Source organism: Rodentibacter heidelbergensis, assembly GCF_002000125.1.
GTDB classification, from domain to species: domain Bacteria; phylum Pseudomonadota; class Gammaproteobacteria; order Enterobacterales; family Pasteurellaceae; genus Rodentibacter; species Rodentibacter heidelbergensis.
The window spans coordinates 74,105-97,253 of sequence record NZ_MLHH01000004.1; the positions used below are offsets into that span (position 1 = coordinate 74,105).

21 protein-coding genes are annotated in these 23,149 nt (G+C 42.6%); 17 read left to right on the plus strand and 4 right to left on the minus strand.

Annotated elements, in window-relative coordinates; translation table 11 throughout:
• Window positions 1-4: 4 nt before the first annotated feature.
• From BKK48_RS02115 to BKK48_RS02165, 11 genes are all read left to right on the plus strand, one after another.
• Entirely contained in the window at window positions 5-220 is a 216-nt protein-coding gene (locus BKK48_RS02115; protein WP_077426556.1) for a helix-turn-helix transcriptional regulator, read from the plus strand.
• Window positions 221-229: 9 nt separating this feature from the next.
• Window positions 230-538, plus strand: coding sequence for a transcriptional regulator (locus BKK48_RS02120; protein ID WP_077426557.1), 309 nt, complete (start codon window positions 230-232; stop codon window positions 536-538).
• Between the two features lie 98 nt (window positions 539-636).
• Window positions 637-1,224, plus strand: coding sequence for a host cell division inhibitor Icd-like protein (locus BKK48_RS02125; protein WP_077426558.1), 588 nt, complete (start codon window positions 637-639; stop codon window positions 1,222-1,224).
• Complete coding sequence (locus BKK48_RS02130) at window positions 1,217-1,567, plus strand: hypothetical protein (protein ID WP_077426559.1); 351 nt, start codon at window positions 1,217-1,219, stop codon at window positions 1,565-1,567. Before BKK48_RS02125 ends, BKK48_RS02130 begins: the two co-directional genes overlap by 8 nt.
• A complete protein-coding gene (locus BKK48_RS02135) occupies window positions 1,557-1,871 on the plus strand; it encodes a hypothetical protein (RefSeq protein WP_077426560.1) in 315 nt (104 codons plus the stop codon). The genes BKK48_RS02130 and BKK48_RS02135 overlap by 11 nt, the downstream gene beginning before the upstream one ends.
• The gene (locus BKK48_RS02140; protein ID WP_077426561.1) at window positions 1,868-2,065 is read left to right on the plus strand and encodes a hypothetical protein; all 198 of its coding nucleotides are present in this window, start codon (window positions 1,868-1,870) and stop codon (window positions 2,063-2,065) included. The genes BKK48_RS02135 and BKK48_RS02140 overlap by 4 nt, the downstream gene beginning before the upstream one ends.
• Before the next feature lie 11 nt (window positions 2,066-2,076).
• Window positions 2,077-2,373 (plus strand): hypothetical protein, encoded by a 297-nt coding sequence (locus tag BKK48_RS02145; RefSeq protein ID WP_244154850.1) that lies wholly within the window; start codon window positions 2,077-2,079, stop codon window positions 2,371-2,373.
• Between the two features lie 8 nt (window positions 2,374-2,381).
• Window positions 2,382-4,592 carry a DUF927 domain-containing protein gene (locus BKK48_RS02150; protein ID WP_077426562.1) on the plus strand — a complete coding sequence of 737 codons (2,211 nt, stop codon included), beginning with the start codon at window positions 2,382-2,384 and terminating at the stop codon, window positions 4,590-4,592.
• 497 nt (window positions 4,593-5,089) lie between these two features.
• The gene (locus BKK48_RS02155) at window positions 5,090-5,533 is read left to right on the plus strand and encodes a hypothetical protein (RefSeq protein WP_077426563.1); all 444 of its coding nucleotides are present in this window, start codon (window positions 5,090-5,092) and stop codon (window positions 5,531-5,533) included.
• Window positions 5,534-5,953: 420 nt separating this feature from the next.
• Window positions 5,954-6,217, plus strand: coding sequence for a type II toxin-antitoxin system RelE family toxin (locus BKK48_RS02160; protein WP_077426564.1), 264 nt, complete (start codon window positions 5,954-5,956; stop codon window positions 6,215-6,217).
• Window positions 6,218-6,228: 11 nt separating this feature from the next.
• On the plus strand, window positions 6,229-6,621 hold the full coding sequence (locus BKK48_RS02165) for a helix-turn-helix domain-containing protein (RefSeq protein ID WP_077426565.1): 393 nt from the start codon (window positions 6,229-6,231) through the stop codon (window positions 6,619-6,621).
• Between the two features lie 175 nt (window positions 6,622-6,796).
• Here BKK48_RS02165 and rpoD read toward each other — a convergent pair whose 3' ends face one another.
• From rpoD to rpsU, 3 genes are all read right to left on the minus strand, one after another.
• A complete protein-coding gene (gene rpoD / locus BKK48_RS02170) occupies window positions 6,797-8,677 on the minus strand; it encodes an RNA polymerase sigma factor RpoD (protein WP_077426566.1) in 1,881 nt (626 codons plus the stop codon).
• Between the two features lie 72 nt (window positions 8,678-8,749).
• Window positions 8,750-10,534 carry a DNA primase gene (gene dnaG / locus BKK48_RS02175; protein WP_077426567.1) on the minus strand — a complete coding sequence of 595 codons (1,785 nt, stop codon included), beginning with the start codon at window positions 10,532-10,534 and terminating at the stop codon, window positions 8,750-8,752.
• 123 nt (window positions 10,535-10,657) lie between these two features.
• Window positions 10,658-10,873: a 30S ribosomal protein S21 gene (gene rpsU, locus BKK48_RS02180; protein ID WP_018356521.1), complete on the minus strand. Its 216-nt coding sequence runs from the start codon at window positions 10,871-10,873 to the stop codon at window positions 10,658-10,660.
• A gap of 217 nt (window positions 10,874-11,090) precedes the next feature.
• Here rpsU and tsaD point away from each other — a divergent pair, with 217 nt between their 5' ends.
• Both tsaD and BKK48_RS02190 read left to right on the plus strand, forming a co-directional pair.
• Window positions 11,091-12,128 (plus strand): tRNA (adenosine(37)-N6)-threonylcarbamoyltransferase complex transferase subunit TsaD, encoded by a 1,038-nt coding sequence (gene tsaD, locus BKK48_RS02185; protein WP_077426568.1) that lies wholly within the window; start codon window positions 11,091-11,093, stop codon window positions 12,126-12,128.
• Between the two features lie 73 nt (window positions 12,129-12,201).
• Entirely contained in the window at window positions 12,202-12,783 is a 582-nt protein-coding gene (locus BKK48_RS02190; RefSeq protein WP_077426569.1) for a thymidine kinase, read from the plus strand.
• Between the two features lie 223 nt (window positions 12,784-13,006).
• On the opposite strand, the gene BKK48_RS02195 is transcribed toward BKK48_RS02190, so the two are convergent.
• Window positions 13,007-14,011: a virulence RhuM family protein gene (locus tag BKK48_RS02195; RefSeq protein ID WP_077426570.1), complete on the minus strand. Its 1,005-nt coding sequence runs from the start codon at window positions 14,009-14,011 to the stop codon at window positions 13,007-13,009.
• Window positions 14,012-14,366: 355 nt separating this feature from the next.
• On the opposite strand from BKK48_RS02195, the gene BKK48_RS02200 reads away from it, so the two are divergent.
• The 4 genes from BKK48_RS02200 to BKK48_RS02215 all read left to right on the plus strand — a co-directional run.
• Window positions 14,367-15,587 (plus strand): aromatic amino acid transporter, encoded by a 1,221-nt coding sequence (locus tag BKK48_RS02200; RefSeq protein WP_077426571.1) that lies wholly within the window; start codon window positions 14,367-14,369, stop codon window positions 15,585-15,587.
• Between the two features lie 40 nt (window positions 15,588-15,627).
• Window positions 15,628-16,152, plus strand: coding sequence for a molybdopterin-guanine dinucleotide biosynthesis protein MobB (gene mobB, locus BKK48_RS02205; protein ID WP_077426572.1), 525 nt, complete (start codon window positions 15,628-15,630; stop codon window positions 16,150-16,152).
• On the plus strand, window positions 16,136-17,536 hold the full coding sequence (locus BKK48_RS02210; RefSeq protein WP_077426573.1) for an MDR family MFS transporter: 1,401 nt from the start codon (window positions 16,136-16,138) through the stop codon (window positions 17,534-17,536). Before mobB ends, BKK48_RS02210 begins: the two co-directional genes overlap by 17 nt.
• Window positions 17,537-17,901: 365 nt before the next feature.
• A partial coding sequence (locus BKK48_RS02215) for an ESPR-type extended signal peptide-containing protein (RefSeq protein WP_143538757.1) occupies window positions 17,902-23,149 on the plus strand: 5,248 nt, incomplete at its 3' end.

Genomic DNA, 23,149 nt, shown 5'->3' on the forward strand with positions numbered 1-23,149 from the left:
ACGTATGGAAAAAACCATTGATTCACAACAACGCTATTACTCAACCGCCACACTTTGCGAAATGTTGCAAGTTTCTCGCAGTTGGCTATGGGAACAATCAAAAGCCGGCAAATTTCCAAAGCCGGTTAAGTTTGGGCGCTTGGCCCGTTATCCGGTTGAAGCCGTGGAGCGTTATTTAGCGCAGCAAAATCACACTGCAGAAAACCCCAATGCGCACTAAGGGGGAAAGATGAGCGGATTAACGATTTATTGCCCGTTTTGCGGGCATAAAGTAGGTATTCGGACAAGTAGCAAACTTTCTTTACTGGTTACCAGTGCTCGCCTTTATTGCCCGCAATGCAACCAATTACAAGCGGAATTTGTGGGGCAAATCACCAACATTCGCCGTGCGGTTTTTGTGGATTGCCCGGAGGCGAACGGCTGGGAGAAAAGCGAAAAAGAACTTTTGAAAGAGGCAGGGATGAAACCCATGACCAATGAAGAACGTTTAGCACAGCTTAAAGCATCCGGCAACACACAAGGAAAGATCAATTTCTAGTCTTGACGCCGAAATGCAGCCAAAAGAAAAGCCCCCGCGGGAACGGAGGCTTAAATCCTAAACCAACTAATTATCTAACCATAACTAAGGATTCATTTATGAAAAATGAACAGGCATATTATAGCCAAAAATCAAGCATTTATCATCAAACGCACAAAAAAAGCCGTATTTTGTCAAATTCAGCCTTGACAGTTAAAACGAAATTAAACTATATTAAATCCGCTTTAGCAAAATCTAAAGCCGGTCACTGCAAGATCGTTTTTATACACAAGGCGAACAGCACGCCAAATCGTGCTTTTTTTGTTCGTAGCGTTTACGCACCTATTCAATATAGCCTATTTTCTGATAGTCTATTCTCAATGGTAGCGCATAATGGGAAAGGTTCCGCCCTTTGCCGTGTTCCTTGTGTAACGGTTTTGCAGCCCGTTATGTGCTACCGCCCAAGCCTGCAAACTTTAGCGGTAGTTCCTCAAAACTTACACAAGGACACCGCAGAGATGATCTACAAATTTCTATGCGTGAATCGCACGCACCCGCACTTTAATTTGTGCGTTCAAACTATTCAAGCCAACAACGAAACCAACGCGCGCCTAAGCCTTAGCGCCGATTTTCAATGCCTTTCACTTATCGCCAAAATCAACCCAAAATTTGACCGCACTTTTACACAAGGGGGGATTTATGCCTAATTCTTGCACCGGAAAACTAATTCAAACTCATGAAGGTATTTTAATTTATCGCTCCCCTGACAAAGAGAAAAGAGCAAATCCTTCCTTATTATTGATTGATGAATTAAATGCGCGTTTCAACATTCCGACACAACCGGAAGAACGAGATTTAACAGATTCCCTCGCCTTTTTTGGCGTTTGCTATTTAGCCTTAATCAAAGAGCTAAATGGTACACCTGCTTTAAAGTGGCTAGATAACTACCTATGCGATGTTTATTCACAAAACGGGCGTTACCCACTCGAACAAACGCTTGAAAAATATGCGCAATTCAAGGCACAGCAAGGGGGCAAAAATGGCATTTAGTATCTACTCTCTCACTGATGAAAATAATCAAACCGCTTACTATGCCGTGGTGAAAATTCAAATTAATCGGAAGAAACTCATTTCAAGCCGCTATTTTGAATCAGACAAAGCCACCGCCCGCCAATGGGCAAAAAGCGAAGAAACAAGGCTGAAACTGGAAAACGGCGGAAAGGTAAGCAATATCGAAAAAGTAACCTATGTACGCCACACCGCTTTACAACAAAACAGCAGCGCAAAAGCCTTTAATGATTTATTCAAAATCATGGGCGGAAGAAAACAACAGCCACAAGGAGCAACAGCATGAACACCTATTCTTTACACTTTCCCAACGGCGCAGAATTGGAATTTTTCGCCAGTGATAGCGGGCTATTTAATGCGGCTTTCTTGGGGCTTGAATTTCCTAAAAATGAGCAGATCAATTTTTACGAAAGACGAATGAATAAAATTAAAAATAGACGCAAGGCACAACGCCTAGCACGTCGTAAAAATCGGAAATAGGGGAAGAGGGAATGAACGCAATTCAACAAAAACCAAAATTAACGCTGGCAAGCCTGAAATGCATTCTTGCTGATTATGACGAACGCCTAAGCCGACTTGAAAACGGCAAGGCAACGTTTAATGATGATGAAATCTGGACGGCCCGACAAGTAGCAGACTATGCCAAAATTTCATACGGCTATTTAATGCAAAAACTGATTCACGAACCGCATTTTCCGGCAAGCGTAGGCACACCAAAGAAAAACGCCCCGAAAAAATACCGCGCAGGCGATGTGATTGCGTTTTTTAAGCATAGAAATCAAGGTTAGGGGGAGTTATGGCATATAAAAAACAACCGCCAAAAGTACCGCACTTTGACGAACAAGGGCGCGTAGCCTATGAGCATATTTACGCTTTGATTGGTGATAAAGCGTGGAAAGCTTGGGGATTTGGGAAGGAGAAAGGCAACGGGCTAGAATGGGGGTTATTGCGCGATAAATTAGGCTTAGAAAATGATTATAAACCGATCATTTTAGACGCTGAAAAACTGGCAAATGCGGGCAATTATCAAATTTTAAAAGACGATATTCACGCCGTAACATTTTGCCGTTTTGGTGAAGTCAGCCAAGCACAAGAAACTGCCCTACTTTTAGCCATTGCCAAACATTCAAAGGCTGAAAAAGTCTTTTTTGCCGATAACTTGGGCGAAAACAAGCAGGATTTAAGCGCCTATGTTTTACGTTTAAGAGAAAATGAACAGGCACTCAATACGGCTGAAATCGTGATAGAAGCAGAAGAACAAGGCAACGCCCCACGCAAAACACCTTATGTTGAATATCGAGAAAATGGCAAGATTAAAGGGTTACATTATATAACGCCTAAAGTGGATAGGGACACCGGTGAGATCATTCAAGAAAAAGAAACGTGGATTTGTGACAATTTAGAATTAGCAGGAGAAGGCAAAACCGCAAGCGGTGAATATTATTATTTGTTCCAATGGCAAAACCGAGACGAAAACACCCCTAGAACTGTAGCGATTGCCCGTGAAGATTTTGGCACAGATTCCGGCTGGAAAATGTTGAAGGCGCAAGGCTTGAAAATGACACAAGGATCGGGCTTAACGCAGAAACTCACCGAGCATTTTCACTTTAACGGCAACCATTCGACACAATGGACGATCACCAACGTTACAGGTTGGCTAAATGGGGCGTATTTATTACCAAATGGGGAAATCATTGGCACACCTAAAAAGCCGATTTATTTCACCGATAAAAGCGGCTCAAGTTTAGGCTATATCACCGCCGGTACGCTTGCCGATTGGCAACGGGAAATAGCCCAAAATGTAAAAGGCAATGTTTCGATGATGTTGGGCGTGGCGGTTGCACTTGCCGCCCCTATGCTTTCACTTTTAGGGCGTGAATCCTTTGGCGTTCACCTTTTCGCCGAAAGTTCAAAAGGGAAAAGTACGACATTGAACATAGCTAACAGCATTTACGGCAACCCAGACAAAATCAAATTAAGCTGGAGTACCACGGCAACCGGCGTTAAAAACGAAGCCGCCGCACGCAATGACGGTTTTATTACTCTTGACGAAATCGGGCAAGCCAAAGACGGGAAAAACCTTGAAAATATCGCTTATGACCTGTTTAACGAGACGGACAAAATACGCGGCGAGAAAGAAGGCGGAAACCGCCAAATAAAACGCTGGAAAGTAACCGCACTTTCAACCGGTGAAAAGGATTTAGAAACCCAATTAAGGTTACAAGGGGCAAAAGTCCACGCAGGGCAATTAGTGCGGCTTTTAAACGTTCCACTGGAAGAAGCGCATAATTTGCACCATTTCCCGAACAATAAAGCCCACGCCGACCACCTGAACGAAAAAGTGCAAGAATGCTTTGGCGTGATTGGGCGTGAATGGATCGCTTTCCTTGCCAATAATGCGGACAGCATAAAAACCACCTATAAAGCAATCCGGCAAAAATGGTTAGATTTATCTAGCAATATGAGCGGGCAAGTTCAACGTGTAGCTGGTGATCGTTTTGCCGTGCTGGAAACAGCGTTATATTTAGCCAAAGATTTAACCCAATGGACGGAAGAAGAAAGCGCACAAGCCATTTTGAAAAACTTTCTCAACTGGAAAGAGGAATTTGGCGAAAACAGCCGAGAAGAAACCAGCATTATTGATAGCGTGGTGAATTGGCTTTTAGTCAATGAATCTTGTTTTATTGAGTATCCACACGACCCAAACGCAAGAACACCGCAGAAAATAGCCGGGGTGAGAGTGTTATCGGATAATGTGAAAGAATCTAAATTTACAGAGCATTATTTTGTGATCCCTTCCGTTTTTTATGAGGCAATGAGTATTTACCCCAAAAATATGCTAAAAAGCGTGCTGTTCAATGCCGGCATATTGAAAAGACCACAAACAGAAGAGGTAGGCTATGAATTTATGTTCAAAGTACCTAAAAAAATGATGGGAAAACAATTTAGGGCATTTAAAATCATGCCGTTTTCAGATGAGCCGGAAACCGAAGAAGAAAACAGCTAAATTACCAAAAGAGCAAGGCGGACACCTTGCTTTTTTATGCTCTGAAAAAGATTTTTTGTAGGTTAAATTGATTTTTTATAGGAAAAATAGGAATAAATAACAATAAATACTTATAAATCAATGTCTTATAAAAATAAACAGTTACTATTTTATAGTTTATTATTCCTATTTCATTGCTTTTTATTCCTATTTTTTCCCTTTTCATTCCTATTTTGAAAAAATAGCGTTTTTCCGTTCCTAAAAAATTCCTATTCTGTTCCTATTTGGAAAACTAAAAATAGGAACGATTTTTAGCACTTAAATATTTGATAAATAAAATAAAAAAATTTTCGTTCCTAAAATTCCTACGTTTCCTATGAAAAAAACATACTCACAGAAAAAAATTATTTTTATGAAAAATACTTGGTGGGGCTGATGATCTTTTATATGAACAAAATGTTTTTATTTTTTTCTACTTGTCTTAGAATCAAGCATAATGACAACTAGGATACAAAAAAATGATTACATTATTTTTGGTTTTGATAAGTGTTCCAGTCTATTTAGTGATTGCAGGACTTATAATTGGGGGAACATATTTTATCAATATTCTCCCAATGCTCCTTCCAATCTACTTAATCATAGTCTTTTTGGTGTATATGTTTACCCCGCTAAAACCATGGTTTAATAAACATCAAACTAAAATAAACACGATTGGAAAATTACTCACTTTAATCCTGTTTGGTCCATTAATCGTAGTGTTGGCCGTTGCAATTCTTGCATTACCTTTCGTCATAATTTATGCAATAGCTGATAACCCGTTCTTATGGTATGCCATTATTTTGTTTTTTATTGGAATCTTTGCATATAACACGAAAAAAGATCTCAAACGTAAAAGAGAAAAACAGATTTGGAAAGAAACGCAAGAACGTGCGGCTATGCACAAATTCTTTTATCGTAAATAGAATCAAAGCCAATAATTAAACGAAATTTAAAGATTGACCGAAGAAATGTTTTTCTTGAAAATGCCGCCAAGCAAAGATAAATAATAGATTTTAACTCCCCAAGATACTCCCTACACTATAAATGGGAAGTTAAAGAAGCTAGGCATATCAAGGCTTGACAGTAAAAAGTGATTGTTCCCTCTCACCGCCATCTATCTAGTCAGATAACCTCTTTCCTTTTAAAAACAATACGTTAATCATTTTCAATTTGTTGTTTTTGTTGGATATTACTTGTTTTTATTGTCGTTTTTAATTCTCTAATTGATTTTTCAACATTTTAGTCTCTCATTGAATATCTCTTAAAACATTGCTAATTTTCTTATTGATAAAATAATAAATAATCTTATAATCTAATTATTTTGAGTATACCTTAGGAACTATATGAACCGAATAAATTGGACAAAAGATGCCTTGCGGCAACTTTTGAAAATAGATAAGAGGTATCAAAAAGCGATAAGAGAAAAGGTCAATGCCCTTGAATCCTTCCCTAATGAAGCACTAGACACTAAGAAGTTAAGAGGTGAAGAAAGAAAGTGGCGGCTAAGAATTGGCTGTTATCGTATTATTTTTGAAGTGATAAATAGACAACCAAGAATTATCAATATTCAAACCATAAAACGCCGTAATGAACGCACTTATAGTTAGGAGAAAGTAACATGAATTTAAACCACCGATATATTAACGACCCACAAGGGAAACCGGAATTTGTTATTTTACCTATTGAGGAATATGAAGATTTATTAATGAAGGCAAGCCCTTTTGATAATGATAATGCTATCGAATGGGAAAATATTCCCCTTGAACCTAACGAGGATGGGGCGGAATTAATTCCCAATGATGTAGTGAATATCATGTTTAATCAAGATGTGAGTTTGTTGGCTGCTTGGCGTATTTATCGCAATCTTTCACAATCTGAAGTCGCAGAGCGCACTGGATTAACTCAATCCGCGATTTCTCAAGCAGAACGCAAAGAAAGCAAACCACAAAAAAAGACCCGAGAAAAATTGGCAAAAATCTATCAATGTAAACCGGAGCAATTAGAGATTTAAATTTCACAACGTTACATTAACGATTTCTTTTTATTAAGCATTTTATTGAAAAAATGAAATAAAAATACGGCACTGAGCCGTGTTGGGTTAGAAAAATAAAGGGCGAAAATATCGCCCTTTTTGTTGTTCGATATAAAACGAAACTGAATGATACGCTTTCGTTTTATATTGTTGATTATTCATCCAGGAAGCTGCGTAAGGTTTCCGAGCGGCTTGGATGACGAAGTTTGCGTAAGGCTTTTGCTTCAATTTGTCGAATACGTTCACGGGTCACATCAAATTGTTTGCCCACTTCTTCAAGTGTGTGATCGGTATTCATATCAATACCAAAACGCATACGCAATACCTTCGCTTCACGAGGTGTTAAGCCTTCCAATACCTCATGGGTTGCCGCTTTAAGACTTTGTGCTGTTGCTGAGTCTAATGGTAATTCAAGGGTACTGTCTTCAATAAAATCACCTAAATGGGAATCGTCATCATCACCGATTGGGGTTTCCATCGAAATTGGTTCTTTGGCAATTTTTAACACTTTACGGATTTTATCTTCCGGCATTCCCATACGTTCTGCTAATTCTTCAGGTGTGGCCTCTCGTCCCATTTCCTGCAACATTTGGCGGGAAATACGGTTGAGTTTATTGATGGTTTCAATCATATGCACCGGAATTCGAATGGTACGGGCTTGATCGGCAATTGAGCGAGTAATTGCTTGGCGAATCCACCAAGTGGCATAAGTGGAGAATTTATATCCTCGACGATATTCAAATTTATCCACCGCTTTCATCAATCCGATGTTACCTTCTTGGATTAAATCTAAGAATTGTAACCCACGGTTGGTATATTTTTTCGCAATAGAAATCACCAAACGTAAATTGGCTTCCACCATTTCTTTTTTCGCTCGGCGGGCTTTTTGCTCACCACGGGCTACGGCATCGCAAATGGTGCGGATTTGTTTAACGGTCAGGTTTGAATTTTCTTCGAATGCCGCTAAATTGGCTAGGGCTTCACGAATACGTTCTTCATATTTTGGTAAACGTTTTGCCCAAGGTTTTGTGGATTTTAAGGCTTTATCTAACCAAGCATCACTGCTACCAAAGTTGATGATAATTTTTTCAAATTCTTCTTTTGGCATACCTGCAATATCAATCAATACTTTTTGTAACTGGCGTTCTTCGGCACGCACACGTTTCATCATATTTTTCATTGATAATACAAGTAAATCGAATTGTTTCGGTACAAGACGGAATTGTTTAAAGGTTTCGGCTAACACGATCACTTGAGCTTTGGCTTTTTTGTGATCTCGTCCGTGTTTGGCGATAAGTTCTAAGGTTTTTGCGTGTTGTGCTTTGAGCTCCATGAATTTTTCACGGGCTACTTCCGGATCGATGCTGTTGTCGGAATCACTGCTGTCTGATTCGGAATCATTGTCTTCATCCTCTTCATTATCCTCGATATCCACATTGTCATCGCCATTTTGCTCATCTTTATCGAAATCTTCCGATAATTCAGGGCTTTCTTCTGAAGTGGCATTCGGATCCACAAAACCGGAAATCAGATCGGAAAGGCGAACATTGCCTTCTTCTACCTTATCGTATTGGGCGAGCAAATCATTGAGGGCTTCCGGATAAGCCGCAATAGAGGTTTGAACCTCATCAATCCCTTCTTCGATTCGTTTAGCGATACTGATTTCATCTTCACGGGTTAATAAATCAACGGTACCCATTTCTCTCATATACATCCGCACAGGATCGGTTGTACGACCGATTTCCGATTCCACATTAGAGAGAATTTGTGTCGCCTCTTCTACGGCATCTTCATCGGGAATGGTATCGTTTAACATCATCTCGTCACTTTCCGGCGCTTCATCCAAGACCGGAATGCCAGCATCATTTTGCAGGGTTTGGAGTAATTTGTCGTAGTATTCGGGATCAACCACATCTTCAGGGAGAAGATCGTTAATTTCCGCATAGGTTAAATAGCCCTGCGTACGACCTAATTCCATCAGTTGTTCGATTTGTTCTGAATATTGTTCTGATGTAGATTGCTGATTTTGTTCCATTGTTATACCTGTGTCGTATTGTTTTCGATGGATGAATTTCTCGCTTTTTGGCAAAAGATTTTATCACTGTTATTAAGGATTAACTAACTGTTTTTTCTGTTCTTCTTTGCCGGTGATAAGCGTGACAAGCACTTGTCTTTCCTGTTCGGTTAATCCTTCGGATCGTTCTTTCGCAATAAGCATGGCAATATCGCGTTCAATCGCTTGAATATTCAAACGGCGATAATTTTGTGAAAAGGCATTGATGATTTCTTTTTCGTCCAGTAAATGCTCCCATGTAGCTAAAATTTCAAGGGGGCGGTAGTATTGTGTATCACGAAAATGCTCTAAAATTTGCCCCATGGTAATCCCTTCCCGTGTGCGGCAAAGTGCGGTCAATTTTTCCAATAAATCGTAACCGGCCTCGCCTCGCAATGCCATTAACCCTGCTTCGGTAATACGATTGACTAAATGGGTATTTTGTAACAAAAGCGAAATCACCAAACGCATAGGGGTTTTCTTCATTTTCGATGAAGTATTAGGGCTCACTACCGGTGCAGATGATGCGGTTTGTTTAGGAATTAAACTCTCCAGTTGGGATTCATCAAAAATCCCGAGCTTTTGTGCCAAACTATTGCGTAAAGACAAGCGCAATGCTTCCCCGGGAATTTGACGAATTAACGGGGAGGCGAGTGCGACTAATTTCCCCCGTCCCTCTTTGGTGGAAAAATCCACCTGTGGATTGAGGTGGGCAAAGAGAAAATCGGTGAGCGATTGTGCGCTTTCAATATATTCTTCAAATTTCTCTTTGCCGTACTGGCGAATATAAGTATCCGGGTCTTCGCCATCGGGGAGGAAGATAAATTTAATTTGTCGTCCGTCTTCCAAATAAGGCAACGCATTTTCCAATGCCCGCCATGCGGCATCTCGTCCGGCACGGTCGCCATCATAGCAACAAATCACTTGTTCGGTAGAACGGAAAAGCAATTGAATTTGTGCTGATGTAGTGGAAGTGCCAAGCGAGGCAACCGCATAATCCACCCCAAATTGGGCAAGCGCCACCACATCCATATAGCCTTCTACCACCAGTAATTTTGAGGGGCTATCATTGCTTTGCAGTGCTTCATATAAGCCGTAAAGTTCGTTCCCTTTGTGATAAGTTACGGTTTCTGGTGAGTTTAAATATTTGGGTTTTTCATCACCCAATACCCGACCACCGAAGGCAACCGTTCGCCCACGTTTATCCCGAATAGGAAACATAATCCGATTGCGAAATTTATCATATAGGCTGCCACGATCGTTTTGCGATAGCATACCGAGATCCCGTAATTTTTGCTGCGCTTCACGGTTAATGCCGAATTGGCGTAATACGGTATCCGGCGAATTCGGCACAAAGCCGATTTGAAAACGCTCAATAATCTCAGGGGATAGCCCACGTTGTTGTAAATAGTGCTGTGCCGGAATATTAAGCGGCAACTGTGTTCGATAAAATGCGGCAATATCCTGCATTAATTCATACAGATTGCGTTTTGTCTGATAGCTGATTTGTGGACGCTGATTTTCCGTATTCGCCCGTTTTTCATAAGGCACTTCCAACCCCGCCATGGCAGCCAGTTCCTCAATGGCCTCGACAAATTCCAGTCTGTCGTAATTCATTAAAAAAGAAATGGCATTACCGTTTGCTCCACAACCGAAGCAATGATAAAACTGTTTTTTCTCACTCACCGTAAAAGAGGGCGTTTTTTCGTGGTGGAAAGGGCAACAGGCTTGATAATCACGCCCTGCTTTTTTCAGCTTTACACGCGCGTTCACCACATCAACAATATTGGATTTTGCCAGCAAATCATCAATAAATGTCTTTGGAATTAAGCCTTTCATATTGATTGCCCCCTTGAAATAGGATGTGAAAGTGCGGTCATTTTTGGGCGAGTTTTAAAGCAACAAAACCGTGAGACCAAAGGTATCACGGTTTGTATAACTCGAGTTAGAAAATACTACTGATTAGTATAAACGGGTATTGCGCGCATTTTCACGAGCATTGCGTTTTGCGTGACGTTTTGCAAGGGTTGCTTTTTCACGTTTACGAACAGTAGTTGGTTTTTCATAGAATTCACGAGCACGAACTTCTGCTAAAATTCCTGCTTTTTCGCAAGAGCGTTTGAAACGACGTAAAGCTACGTCAAATGATTCGTTTTCACGTACTTTAATTACAGGCATAAGCCAATCACCTCAATGAGTTTAATTTAATTGCAATTTAAAAATTTATCTATGCCATAAATGGCAAATTCAATAAAGGTCGCAATTCTAATCTACTTTCGGGGAGAAAGTAAAGGAAAGAATATGCAATTTGCCCTAATTCATGGTTTCAACTGGTTAAAACCGACCAAACAAGGTAAAATTGCGCCTTATTTTAAAAACTAAATTGAGAAAATCAATGAAAATCTTAGGCATTGAAACCTCTTGTGATGAAACAGGGGTGGCGATTTATGATGAAGAAAAAGGGTTAATCGCAAACCAACTTTATAGCCAAATTTCGCTTCATGCAGATTACGGCGGTGTGGTGCCGGAACTGGCCTCCCGAGATCATATTCGCAAAACCGCCCCACTCATTCAGGCCGCTTTAGCCGAAGCCCATTTGAAGCCGGAAGAGATTGACGGCATCGCTTATACCAGTGGCCCCGGGCTTGTGGGGGCATTGCTTGTAGGGGCTACCATTGCCCGCTCTTTGGCTTATGCGTGGAATGTTCCTGCGATCGGCGTTCATCATATGGAAGGGCATCTGCTCGCGCCAATGTTGGATGAAAACCGACCGCACTTTCCTTTTGTGGCGTTACTCGTATCCGGAGGGCATACCCAATTGGTGAGCGTAGAGGGTGTGGGGCGTTATGAAGTGATTGGCGAATCTATTGATGATGCCGCAGGGGAAGCCTTTGACAAAACCGCTAAATTACTTGGCTTAGATTATCCGGGGGGGGCAGCACTTTCCCGTTTAGCAGAACAGGGTTCACCGAACCGTTTCAATTTCCCACGCCCAATGACGGATCGTCCGGGGCTGGATTTTAGCTTTTCCGGTTTAAAAACCTTTGCTGCCAACACAATCAATCAAGCACTCAAAGAAGAGGGCGAACTCACCGAACAAACCAAAGCGGACATCGCCTATGCTTTCCAAGAAGCAGTGGTGGATACCCTGGCCATCAAATGTAAACGGGCATTAAAAGAAACGGGCTATAAACGTCTGGTTATTGCCGGTGGCGTGAGTGCCAACAAAAGATTGCGTGAAACCTTAGCAAAATTAATGAAAGATTTAAAAGGCGAAGTCTTTTATCCCCAACCGCAGTTTTGTACCGATAATGGCGCAATGATTGCCTACACCGGTTTTTTACGTTTAAAACAAGGCGAATATAATGAATTGGCTATCGAGGTCAAACCACGTTGGGCAATGGCGGAACTCCCCGCAATTGAACAAAGATAATGAAAAATATGCAACGCTAAGTGATGTAATCAAGCCTCATCATTTAGCACATTTGAAAACAGACGAGTAAATCATGGCAAAGCTATACTTTTATTATTCCACGATGAATGCCGGAAAATCCACCACACTGTTACAATCCTCCTATAACTACCGTGAACGTAATATGAACACCCTTGTTTATACGGCAGCGATTGATGATCGTTTCGGGGTGGGGAAAGTGACCTCCCGTATCGGCATAGCCCAAGAGGCGAACTTATTTAATGCCGGAACGGATTTATTCAGTGAAATCAGCCAACATTTACAACAGCAAAAAATTCATTGCGTACTGGTGGACGAAGCGCAGTTTCTCACAAAACATCAAGTCTATCAGCTCAGTGATGTGGTAGATAAACTGAAAATTCCTGTATTATGCTACGGGCTACGCACCGATTTCCAAGCGGAACTTTTTGAGGGAAGCCAATATTTGCTCGCCTGGGCGGATCAACTGGAAGAACTCAAAACCATCTGCTATTGCGGACGAAAAGCCAATTTCGTTCTTCGCCTCACGGAAAGCGGTGAAGTGGTGAAAGAGGGCGAACAAATCCAAATTGGCGGCAATGACACCTATCTTTCCGTCTGCCGCCTTCATTACAAAGAAAAGAGCGGTCAGATTTAATGGCGTTTTCAGGTTTTTCAAAATAATGGTGATATGAAATTCAAGATAATGAAAACAATATTTCAAGATTTTCTATTGCTATTTTTTTAAGTCTTTTTTGATTTTATTCTCTAGGTATGTCCCCATTTCTTTACTGTGGTAAGGGAAGAGGGTTTGTTTGCCGTTTAACACAACCTTTTGATTTGACAATCGCAAAATCTCCCCCAAAATTCCACCGCTCTTTTTACTCTCCTTCTTTCAACAATCGATCAAAATCACTTTCAAAGCGTTGGTCTTGAATAACTCGGTATTTTTCAAATTCGCTCAAAGCATGGGCCTTGGCAATTTCGGCGGTAACTTTGCCTGCGTCTTGTAACACCGCTCGGTCGGTGGCGTCTAAAAAGCGGTTGAGCCTTGTTTCCCAATCTTGCATTGTCATTGGGATTTGGCGTAACGCCATATCTTCCGCCATATCCAAATAAGCGGATACCAAGCGTTGAAGTTGAGCTAATTCATTGTCAGATAAATAATTTTTTGCTACCACTACATCAAAAGGATAAATTTTTCCCTGTGGAGCGTCTTTCCAAGTGGTCAAGCCCATATTCGGCTTGCTAGCGTTTGCTCGTTCTATAATCAATTCTGCAGCGGTATGACCGTGAATTGCCCAGTGCAACTTGTTTTGCACTGTGGCAAAAAAGCGTTTGGTTGCAGTAGCTGTGCGGTCATAATCAATGGAAGTCGCATAAATATCGGTGATTTTTTGGTAAAACTTGCGTTCCGATAGGCGAATTTCTCGGATACGGGCAAGTTGTTCTTCAAAATACTTTTTACCTAAACGAGTACCATCATTTTTCAACCGCTCATCGTCCATCGCAAAGCCTTTGATAGTGTAGGTTTGGATAATTTCTGTTGCCCACTTGCGAAATTGCACCGCTCGCTCAGAATTAACTTTATAACCTACTGCAATAATCGCTGAAAGATTATAGTGTTTGGTTTGGTAATTTTTACCATCATCGGCAGTTATTCGAAAATTTCTAATAACTGAATTTTCCGATAACTCATTATCATCAAAGACTTTTTTTAGGTGATAGTTAATCGTAGGCACTTCAACATCATAAAGCTGCCCCATCATTTTTTGGCTCAGCCAGACATTTTCGTCTGCATAAATGGCATTAACTTGGCTCTCGCCTGTGGCAGTCATAAAGGTGAGGTATTCCGCCACTGAAGACACCATTTCTGATTTTGTCATACAAGCTCCTTAACTGAAATCTGGTTTAGTTTAATGCCATTTACAATGAGGTCAACGGAGAAAAGGCTATTTTTCGAGTGAGATCGCAAAATCTTGTATTTTTGCATATAAATAACGCATAAATGAATTTCAGTTATCGCCAATTGAAGATTGTCGGGCTTTTTTGTTGGAGGATTAGATTAATTATAGAAGATACGGCATAATACCGAGGTTTTACTGCCTCTATTAAAACAGTCATAAGGGTGTCGTAGCGGCCTCTAAAAAATTTCAACTATTTCAATCTATAATAAACAGGCAGTCGTGTCGTTACTTTTAATTTAAAAACACAACATCAAATAAATATAAGGTCAATTTTATGTTAAAAAACAAAACTTTCGGAAGCGCGTTAATTATTGCGGGAACCACGATTGGTGCGGGAATGTTGGCGATGCCGCTCACATCTGCGGGCATGGGGTTTGGTTACACCTTACTATTGCTGGTGGGGCTTTGGGCATTGCTGGTTTATAGCGGATTATTATTTGTCGAAGTCTATCAAACGGCGGATAAGCTCGATGACGGGGTCGCCACATTGGCAGAAAAATACTTTGGCGTGGCAGGCCGTGTGTTAGCAACCCTCAGCTTATTGGTTTTACTTTATGCCCTTTCTGCCGCCTATATCACCGGGGGTGGCTCTTTACTTTCAGGGCTACCCACCGCATTTGGTTTAGAAGCCCTTTCCCTGAAAAGTGCCATTATCATTTTTACCGTGGTTCTCGGTGCTTTTGTCGTGATCGGCACAAAAGGGGTGGATGGCATCACCCGGTTATTATTTATCGGTAAGCTCATTGCTTTCGCTTTTGTCTTATTTATGATGCTCCCTAATGTGGCGACAGAGAATTTAATGGCATTGCCGTTAGATTATGCCTTTGTCATTTCGGCTGCCCCGATTTTCTTCACCTCTTTTGGTTTCCACGTCATTATGGCAAGCATAAACAGCTATTTAGACGGCAATGTTGCGCAATTTCGCAAAGCAATTTTGATCGGAACCGCCATTCCGTTGATTGCCTATTTAGTCTGGCAATTAGCGACCCATGGGGTATTGAGCCAAAGTGAATTTGTGCGTATTTTACAAGCCGATCCGACCTTAAACGGTTTAGTCAATGCGGTGCGTGAAATCACCGGTTCAAGCACCATGGGCGAAGTGGTGCGTATTTTCTCTTCCCTTGCCCTTATCACCTCTTTCCTTGGGGTGATGTTAGGTGTATTTGAAGGATTGGGTGATCTCTTTAAACGCTATCATTTGCCTCATAACCGCATTTCCCTCTCACTTGCTGCTTTTCTGCCGCCATTGGTGTTTGCCTTGTTTTACCCTGAAGGATTTATCACCGCATTAAGCTATGCGGGGCTATTGTGTGCCTTCTATTGCTTAATTTTGCCTATTGGCTTGGCTTGGCGTACCCGTCAAAAAAATCCGACCTTACCTTATCGTGTTATCGGCGGCACGCCGGCGTTAGTGATCGCTTTGTTGATAGGCGTGGTGATTATGATTATTCCGTTTCTTATTCAAACCGGCTATTTACCCTCTGTGGCAGGATAGTATGGCGGGCTAAAGTGCGGTCATTTTTAAGGGAGTTTTTATGTCTATTCAATGCCCCCTACTTGGCATTACCGGTTATAGCGGAAGCGGCAAAACCACGCTTTTAGAAAAACTCATTCCCGAGCTTATTGCTCGTGGTATTCGCGTGTCTGTCATCAAACACAGCCATCACAACGCACAGGTGGATAAAGAGGGCAAAGACAGTTGGCGAATGAAAGAGGCAGGCTCTGCACAGGTCATCATGGCGTGCGATAACCGCTGGGCGATGATGACAGAAACCCGCTCTCCGGTTTCCCTCAATTATTTGGCTCAACAATTTGACGAAACATTAACGGATCTCATTTTGGTGGAGGGGTTTAAAGAAGAGCCGATTCCCAAAATTCTTCTCCACCGCCAAGAAATGGTGAAAGCCTTACCTGAAATCGATGACAACGTGCTTGCCCTTGCCACTAATTATTCCCTTGAAACTGACCGCACTTTGCTCGACATCAATCAGATTTCACAGATAGCAGATTTTATCGAACATTGGTTATCCCACAGGAAGAACCATGACAGAGAGCAATAATTATCGAGGATTAGCCTGGGTGGCGGCGATGGCACTGTTTATGCAAAGCCTTGATGCCACCATTTTAAACACCGCATTGCCGGCCATTGCAGCGGATTTACATGAACCGGCCTTTGAAATGCAAATGGCGATTATTGCTTATTCCTTAGCCGTTGCTTTATTTATTCCCCTCACCGCATGGGCGGCCGCCAAGTTTGGCACCGGCCGAGTGTTTCGCACAGCAGTGTTCACCTTTGTATTAGGCTCGGTGGCTTGTGCGGCTGCACCCAATTTAGAAAGTCTAATCCTCGCCCGAGTGCTTCAAGGCATCGGGGGCGCATTTATGATGCCCGTTGCCCGTTTAGCCATTATTCAAACCGTGCCTAAACAGCAACTTCTCAACGCGTGGAATCTCATGGCAACGGCCGGATTAATCGGGCCGATTTTAGGGCCGATCTTAGGCGGTTGGTTGGTGATTCATGCCACTTGGCATTGGATATTTTTAATCAATATCCCTATCGGGCTATTAGGCATTTGGACGGCAGGTTTGGTCATGGATAACCTCAAAGGTGAGGAAGAAAAATTAGATTGGACAGGTTTTTTATTATTCGCTCTCGGTTTGGTGGGATTAACACTCGGTTTAGATTTATTAGGAGAACGCCGCCAAAACCTGTGGGCTGCTTATGGTTCGCTCATGTTCGGTGTAGGCTTATTGGCCCTTTATGTGAAGTATGCAAAAGGAAATGAACGGGCAATACTCCCCCTTTCTTTATTTCATACACGGACGTTCAGACTAAGCATTCTCGCCAATGTGTTTATCCGTTTATCGGCTTCCGGTATCCCTTTTTTATTGCCCTTAATGTTTCAGCTTTCTTTTGGTTACAGTGCAGAAACATCCGGCTGGTTGCTTGCTCCCATTGCTTTAATGTCCGTGCTATTTAAAACCCTCGTCGGGCGAATTCTCAATAAGTGGGGGTACAAAACAACGCTCATTTCATCCGCACTTTTGATGGCACTAGGCATTGTTTCTATGGCATGGTTGAACAACCAAACCTCCCTTGGCTGGATTGTCTTCAATTTAATGTGGTATGGCGCTTGTATGTCGATGATTTTTACTGCGGTGAATACCTTAACCGTAGGCGATCTTACCCAACAGCAGGCTGGTGTTGGTTCAACGGTACTGAGCATTGTTCAACAAGTGGGCATTGGTTTCGGCATTGCCGTTTCCTCCATGATTTTAAATTGCTATCGCCAATTTTGGGGTCATGAAGGGGAAGGGCTACAACAAGCCTTCAGTGCCACTTTCCTCACCTCTTCACTTTTTGCTTTGGCATTGGTGTTTACCCTTGCAAAACTCCACAAAACAGACGGCGATCATCTCCGCAAAAAAACATCTTCTCATTAAGGCTTATCACTGCCTATTTCATCTTCTCATCGCACTGGTCTTTAAATTGAAATGTTAAAGAATAGTTAATTTCTTGGCTAAACGATTGCTTTTGTGTTTTTCGATATTTAAGTGCAGAAAAATCGTCAATTTCTTGCCGGATTGAGTGATTAACCGACTAAATTACTAGAATTTCAACTGGTTAGACCTCCCCCCCTCAGACACTTTCTCACGGTTTTCTCTAGGTTAAATGTTAAAAACTGGTTAAAATCCGCCTCCACTTTGTTTTTGTATTGTTATCAAGATGCTTTTGGCAATTTTAATGATTGGTAAATGCTAAACAAAGTAAAACCTAATAGAACAAAAATTTAAAGGAATGATTATTTATGAACAAAACTTTTAAGGTTATTTTTAACCGAGCGACACAAACTTGGGTCGCGGTATCAGAATTAGCAAAAGGGCATTGCAAATCCTCTTCCAACAATGTCCTTGAAATGTCAGAAGTCAATAAAGAAAGTCGTAATTTTTCAACCTTTAAAAAGATTGCCCTTGCTTCAGCCATCATGATGGCGCTATCCCCAAATGCCTTTGCGGTTAAAAGCAGCACTGTTCAATGGACTGCTGGGCAAGGGACGGCAATTGCAGGTGGGGAGGCCCGTGGAGATAGTAATTCCATTGCCATTGGGCGGGAAGGGCCGGGACATCCAGGCGCCCGATCGATTGGCGGTGGGGCAATTGCCATTGGAGGAAACTCACTTGCCGGAGGGAATCTGGGCATTGCGATAGGATTTGCTTCAAAAGGACATGGTAAAAATGCTGTTGCTATCGGTGGGCATAGCGAAGCTGTCGGAGAGGGGGCCGCAGCATTAGGTGGATACAGTAGAGCGATGGTGAATAGTGTTGCAGTAGGGAAAGAGGCGGAAGCCATTGCTGAAAACTCAACTGTGATTGGTGCCAATAGTAGCGTAGTGAATGCAAATAATGTACAAACAGTTGTTGTTGGAAGCAACGCTTTTGTTGATGGGGCGAAATCCGTGGTCGTGGGGGACAGTGCAAGTGCCTCTGCAATTTATTCAACGGTGATGGGATTTAATGCTTCCACCCATTCTAAAGGCTCAACAGCAATTGGTACGAATGCCACCACCGCAGATGGTGCAGATGAGGCCATTGCCTTAGGCACAGACAGCCAAGCAGGTGGCCCTCGTTCTATTGCCATCGGTAATGTGGCGGATGCGCAAGATGAATCTTCCATTACTCTAGGCGACAACACCCGAGCAACCGGCTATGGCTCGATGGCGTTCGGTAAAGGTGCTGCAACAGAAGCTGGCCACAGTTTGGCACAAGGGGTAGAAGCACACACTGAAGCAGAATATGCCATTGCAATTGGTAACAAAGCAACGGTTGCACGGGGAGACAGTGAATACGCTATTGTGGTGGGGACGAAATCAACAGTCAAAGGGCAAGATTCTGTTCTCATTGGTTCAAATTCCGGCATTGAATATACCCGAGGCACTGCGCTGGGGAGCAATATCGCCGTTCAATCTATTGGTGGAACCGCAATTGGTGAGGGAGCCAAAGTGGGAATGGGGGCAGATAATGCGGTTGCATTAGGGGCAGGCTCTGAAGTTGGCCATGTGCTTCCTGTGCCGGATTTATCCTTTAAAAATGACAAAGGGACGACAGTAGGCGTTACCACCATTGCAGGGAGAGCACCAGATAGTGCATTGTCTATTGGTAATTCAACCCACAAACGACAAATTGTGAATGTCGCTGCAGGGCGTGTTACAGCGAGTTCGACCGATGCCGTAAACGGTAGCCAACTTTATGCGGTGATGTCGCATGTCGGTTTTAACCTGAAAGAAAATCGAAATATCAAAGCCCGAGTCAATAATGATAGTACCGTGACGATTATGGATACGGACTATATTAAAACTAACATTTTTAGTGGTAATCGTGAGTCGATTATCAAAATCAATGCCCAAACACAGGATATCTCGGTGGATAATTCGGGCAAAGCCTCAACAGCTCGTGGGGCGAAGGTGGGGCTTACCAACACCACAACCGTTGTAGCCACGATTAATAAAGCCCTAGATAACTCCGGTTTCTTGCTTAAAGCCAATACCGATAAGGGCGAGAAGATCACTAGAGCGGGTCATATTGGTATTAACCAAGATAAAAACATTATCGTTGAACGAAAAGGCAGTGATATTACGATTAAAACGAAAGATGAAGTGGCTTTCACAAAAGTGAAGTCAGCCACCGTTGATGCTGATTTAGTCACTACGAAAAACCTCACCGTAACTGGAACGTCAAATTTAGCAACCGTGAATATCAACAAAACCCTTTCGGCTAATGAGGATGTGAATTTAGGTGGTGCGGGGAAGACAGTAAGCTTTGCGACCGGTGCGACAATTAATGCCAATAAAAATAAAATTACCAATATTGCCGATGGAGTGAATAAGAATGATGCGGTGAATAAAGGCCAATTGGATAAAGTGAGCAATGTCGCCAATGATGCTAAAAATACCGCAGATACGGCTAAAAATACAGCGGATACTGCTAAAAACGCTGCAGACCTTGCCAAAAATGCTGCTGATACTGCCAAAGACAGGGCGGATATTGCGAAAAACACCGCAGACATTGCTAAAAACACGGCAGATACCGCAAAAGACACAGCGGATATTGCTAAAAATACCTCTGATACCGCCAAAGGCACAGCAGACACCGCTTTAGATACGGTCAACAAAGGTTGGAACATTCTTGCCGAAAAAGGAGACGGCAATGTTGCCGGTGGCAAAGCAGAAAAAGTAGAAATGGGCAACACCATTAAAGTGATCGCAGGTAAAAACCTCAACATCACCCAAAATGGCAAAGCCCTCACTTTTGCTTTAAATGACTCGCCAACCTTTGATGCCATTACCACAGGTGATGCGAACCTTGGTGGCGCAGGCAAAAACTTCACCGTAAAAAATGGCACCGATATCAACATGGGGAACAATGTTGTTAAAAATGTTGCCGATGGGGTGAACGCAAATGATGCGGTGAATAAAGGCCAGTTGGATAAAGTGAATACTGTCGCCACTGATGCCAAAAATACAGCGGACACCGCAAAAGATACCGCTGATCTTGCCAAAGATACAGCGGATACGGCGAAAGATACTGCCGATCTTGCTAAAGACACTGCAAATACGGCTAAAGATACCGCAGATCTTGCCAAGGATACCGCCGATACAGCAAAAGATACAGCGGATGCCGCTAAAGATACCGCAGATGTTGCCAAAGACACAGCTGATACAGCGAAAGATACCGCAGACCTAGCCAAAAATACCGCTGATACCGCCAAAGGTACAGCAGACACTGCTTTAGATACGGTCAACAAAGGCTGGAACATTCTTGCCGAAAAAGGGGATGGCAATGTGACCGGTGGCAAAGCAGAAAAAGTGGAAATGGGTAACACCGTTAAAGTGGTCGCAGGCAAAAACCTCAACATCACCCAAAATGGCAAATCCCTCACTTTTGCTTTAAATGACTCGCCAACCTTTGATGCCATCACCACAGGTGATGCGAACATTGGTGGCGCAGGCAAAAACTTCACTGTAAAAACAGGCACTACCATCAGCATGGGAAATAATGTTGTTAAAAATGTTGCCGATGGCGTGGACGCAAATGATGCGGTGAATAAGGGTCAGTTAGATAAAGTGAGTAATGCTGCCACCGATGCCAAAAATATCGCAGACACCGCCAAAGATACGGCCGATCTTGCTAAAGGCACGGCGGATACGGCGAAAGATACCGCCGATCTTGCTAAAGGCACGGCGGATACGGCGAAAGATATCGCCGATCTTGCTAAAGACACGGCGGATACGGCCAAAGATACGGCAGATACGGCTAAAGATATAGCAGATGCTGCCAAAGATACGGCGGATATTGCTAAAGATACAGCAGATACAGCAAAAGATACAGCAGATACAGCAAAAGATACGGCGGATACCGCTAAAGATACAGCAGACCTAGCCAAAAATACCGCCGATACCGCCAAAGGTACAGCAGACACTGCTTTAGATACAGTCAACAAAGGTTGGACTATTCTTGCCGAAAAAGGAGATGGCAATGTTGCTGGTGGTAAAGCAGAAAAAGTGGAAATGGGCAACACCATTAAAGTGGTTGCAGGCAAAAATCTCAACATCACCCAAAATGGCAAAAATCTTACTTTTGCTTTAAATGACTCGCCAACCTTTGATGCCATCACCACCACAGGTGGGGCAACCATTGGCGGCGATCTCAGTGTTGCCGGCACCAGCAACTTAGGTAGTGTAACCCTAAAAGCAGGTTCAACCTTTAATGCAGGTGGCAACCGCTTAACTAATTTAGCGAAAGCAACGAAGGGTAACGATGCAACAACCCTAGACCAAGTTCAAGGGCTGATTAAGGATGCGACAACAAAAGCAACGAATATTAATAGTAATAATCTGAAGACGACAAACGGCGATATTACTCACTTGAAGTCAGACGATGTGGTGGTGAAGGATAAGTTAGAGTCTAAAGGTAACACGATTTTATCCGGTGACACCACCATTGGCGGTGCGGGTAAAAACCTGACGGTGAACAAAGGCACTACCATCAACATGGGCGATAATATCGTTAAAGGTGTTAAAGATGGTGTTGCACCGACAGATGCGGTGAATAAGGGCCAATTAGATAAGGTGGCAAAGAATCCGTTGACTTTTGTGGGTAACACTGGACAAACCGACCGCAAACTGGGTCAGACCCTAAATATTAAAGGGGATGGCACAACGGCTGGGGCTTATAGTGCGAAAAATGTGAAAACCAAAGTCACGGCAGATAAAGTTGAAATTCAAATTGCAGAAAACCCTGAGTTTAACACCCTTTCGACCAAAGGTGCGGCTGATATTGGTGGAAACCTTAAGGTGAAGGGAACAACCAATACAAAAGATCTTACTGTTACCAACAATGCCAATATTGAGAAAAACCTCACTGTGAAAGGGGATTCCACGGTAAAAGGCAATGCCACCTTTGAGAAAGATGTGAAAGTGGCGGGTAAAACCACCACAAAAGATCTCACGGTGACAAACAATGCCAATATTGAGAAAAACCTCACCGTAAAAGGGGATTCCACGGTAAAAGGCAATGCCACTTTTGAGAAATATGTGAAAGTGTCCGGTAAGACAATCACCAAAGATCTCACGGTGACAAACAATGCCAATATTGAGAAAAACCTCACCGTAAAAGGGGATTCCACGGTAAAAGGCAATGCCACTTTTGAGAAAGATGTGAAAGTGGTGGGCAAAACCACCACCAAAGATCTCACGGTGACCAACAATGCCAATATTGAGAAAAATCTCACTGTAAAAGGGGATTCCGCGGTAAAAGGCAATGCCACCTTTGAGAAAGATGTGAAAGTGTCCGGTAAGACAACCACCAAAGATCTCACAGTGACCAACAATGCCAACATTGAGAAAAATCTCACCGTAAAAGGGGATTCCACGGTAAAAGGCAATGCCACCTTTGAGAAAGATGTGAAAGTGGCGGGTAAAACCACCACAAAAGATCTCACGGTGACGAACAATGCCAACATTGAGAAAAATCTCACCGTCAAAGGGGATTCCACGGTAA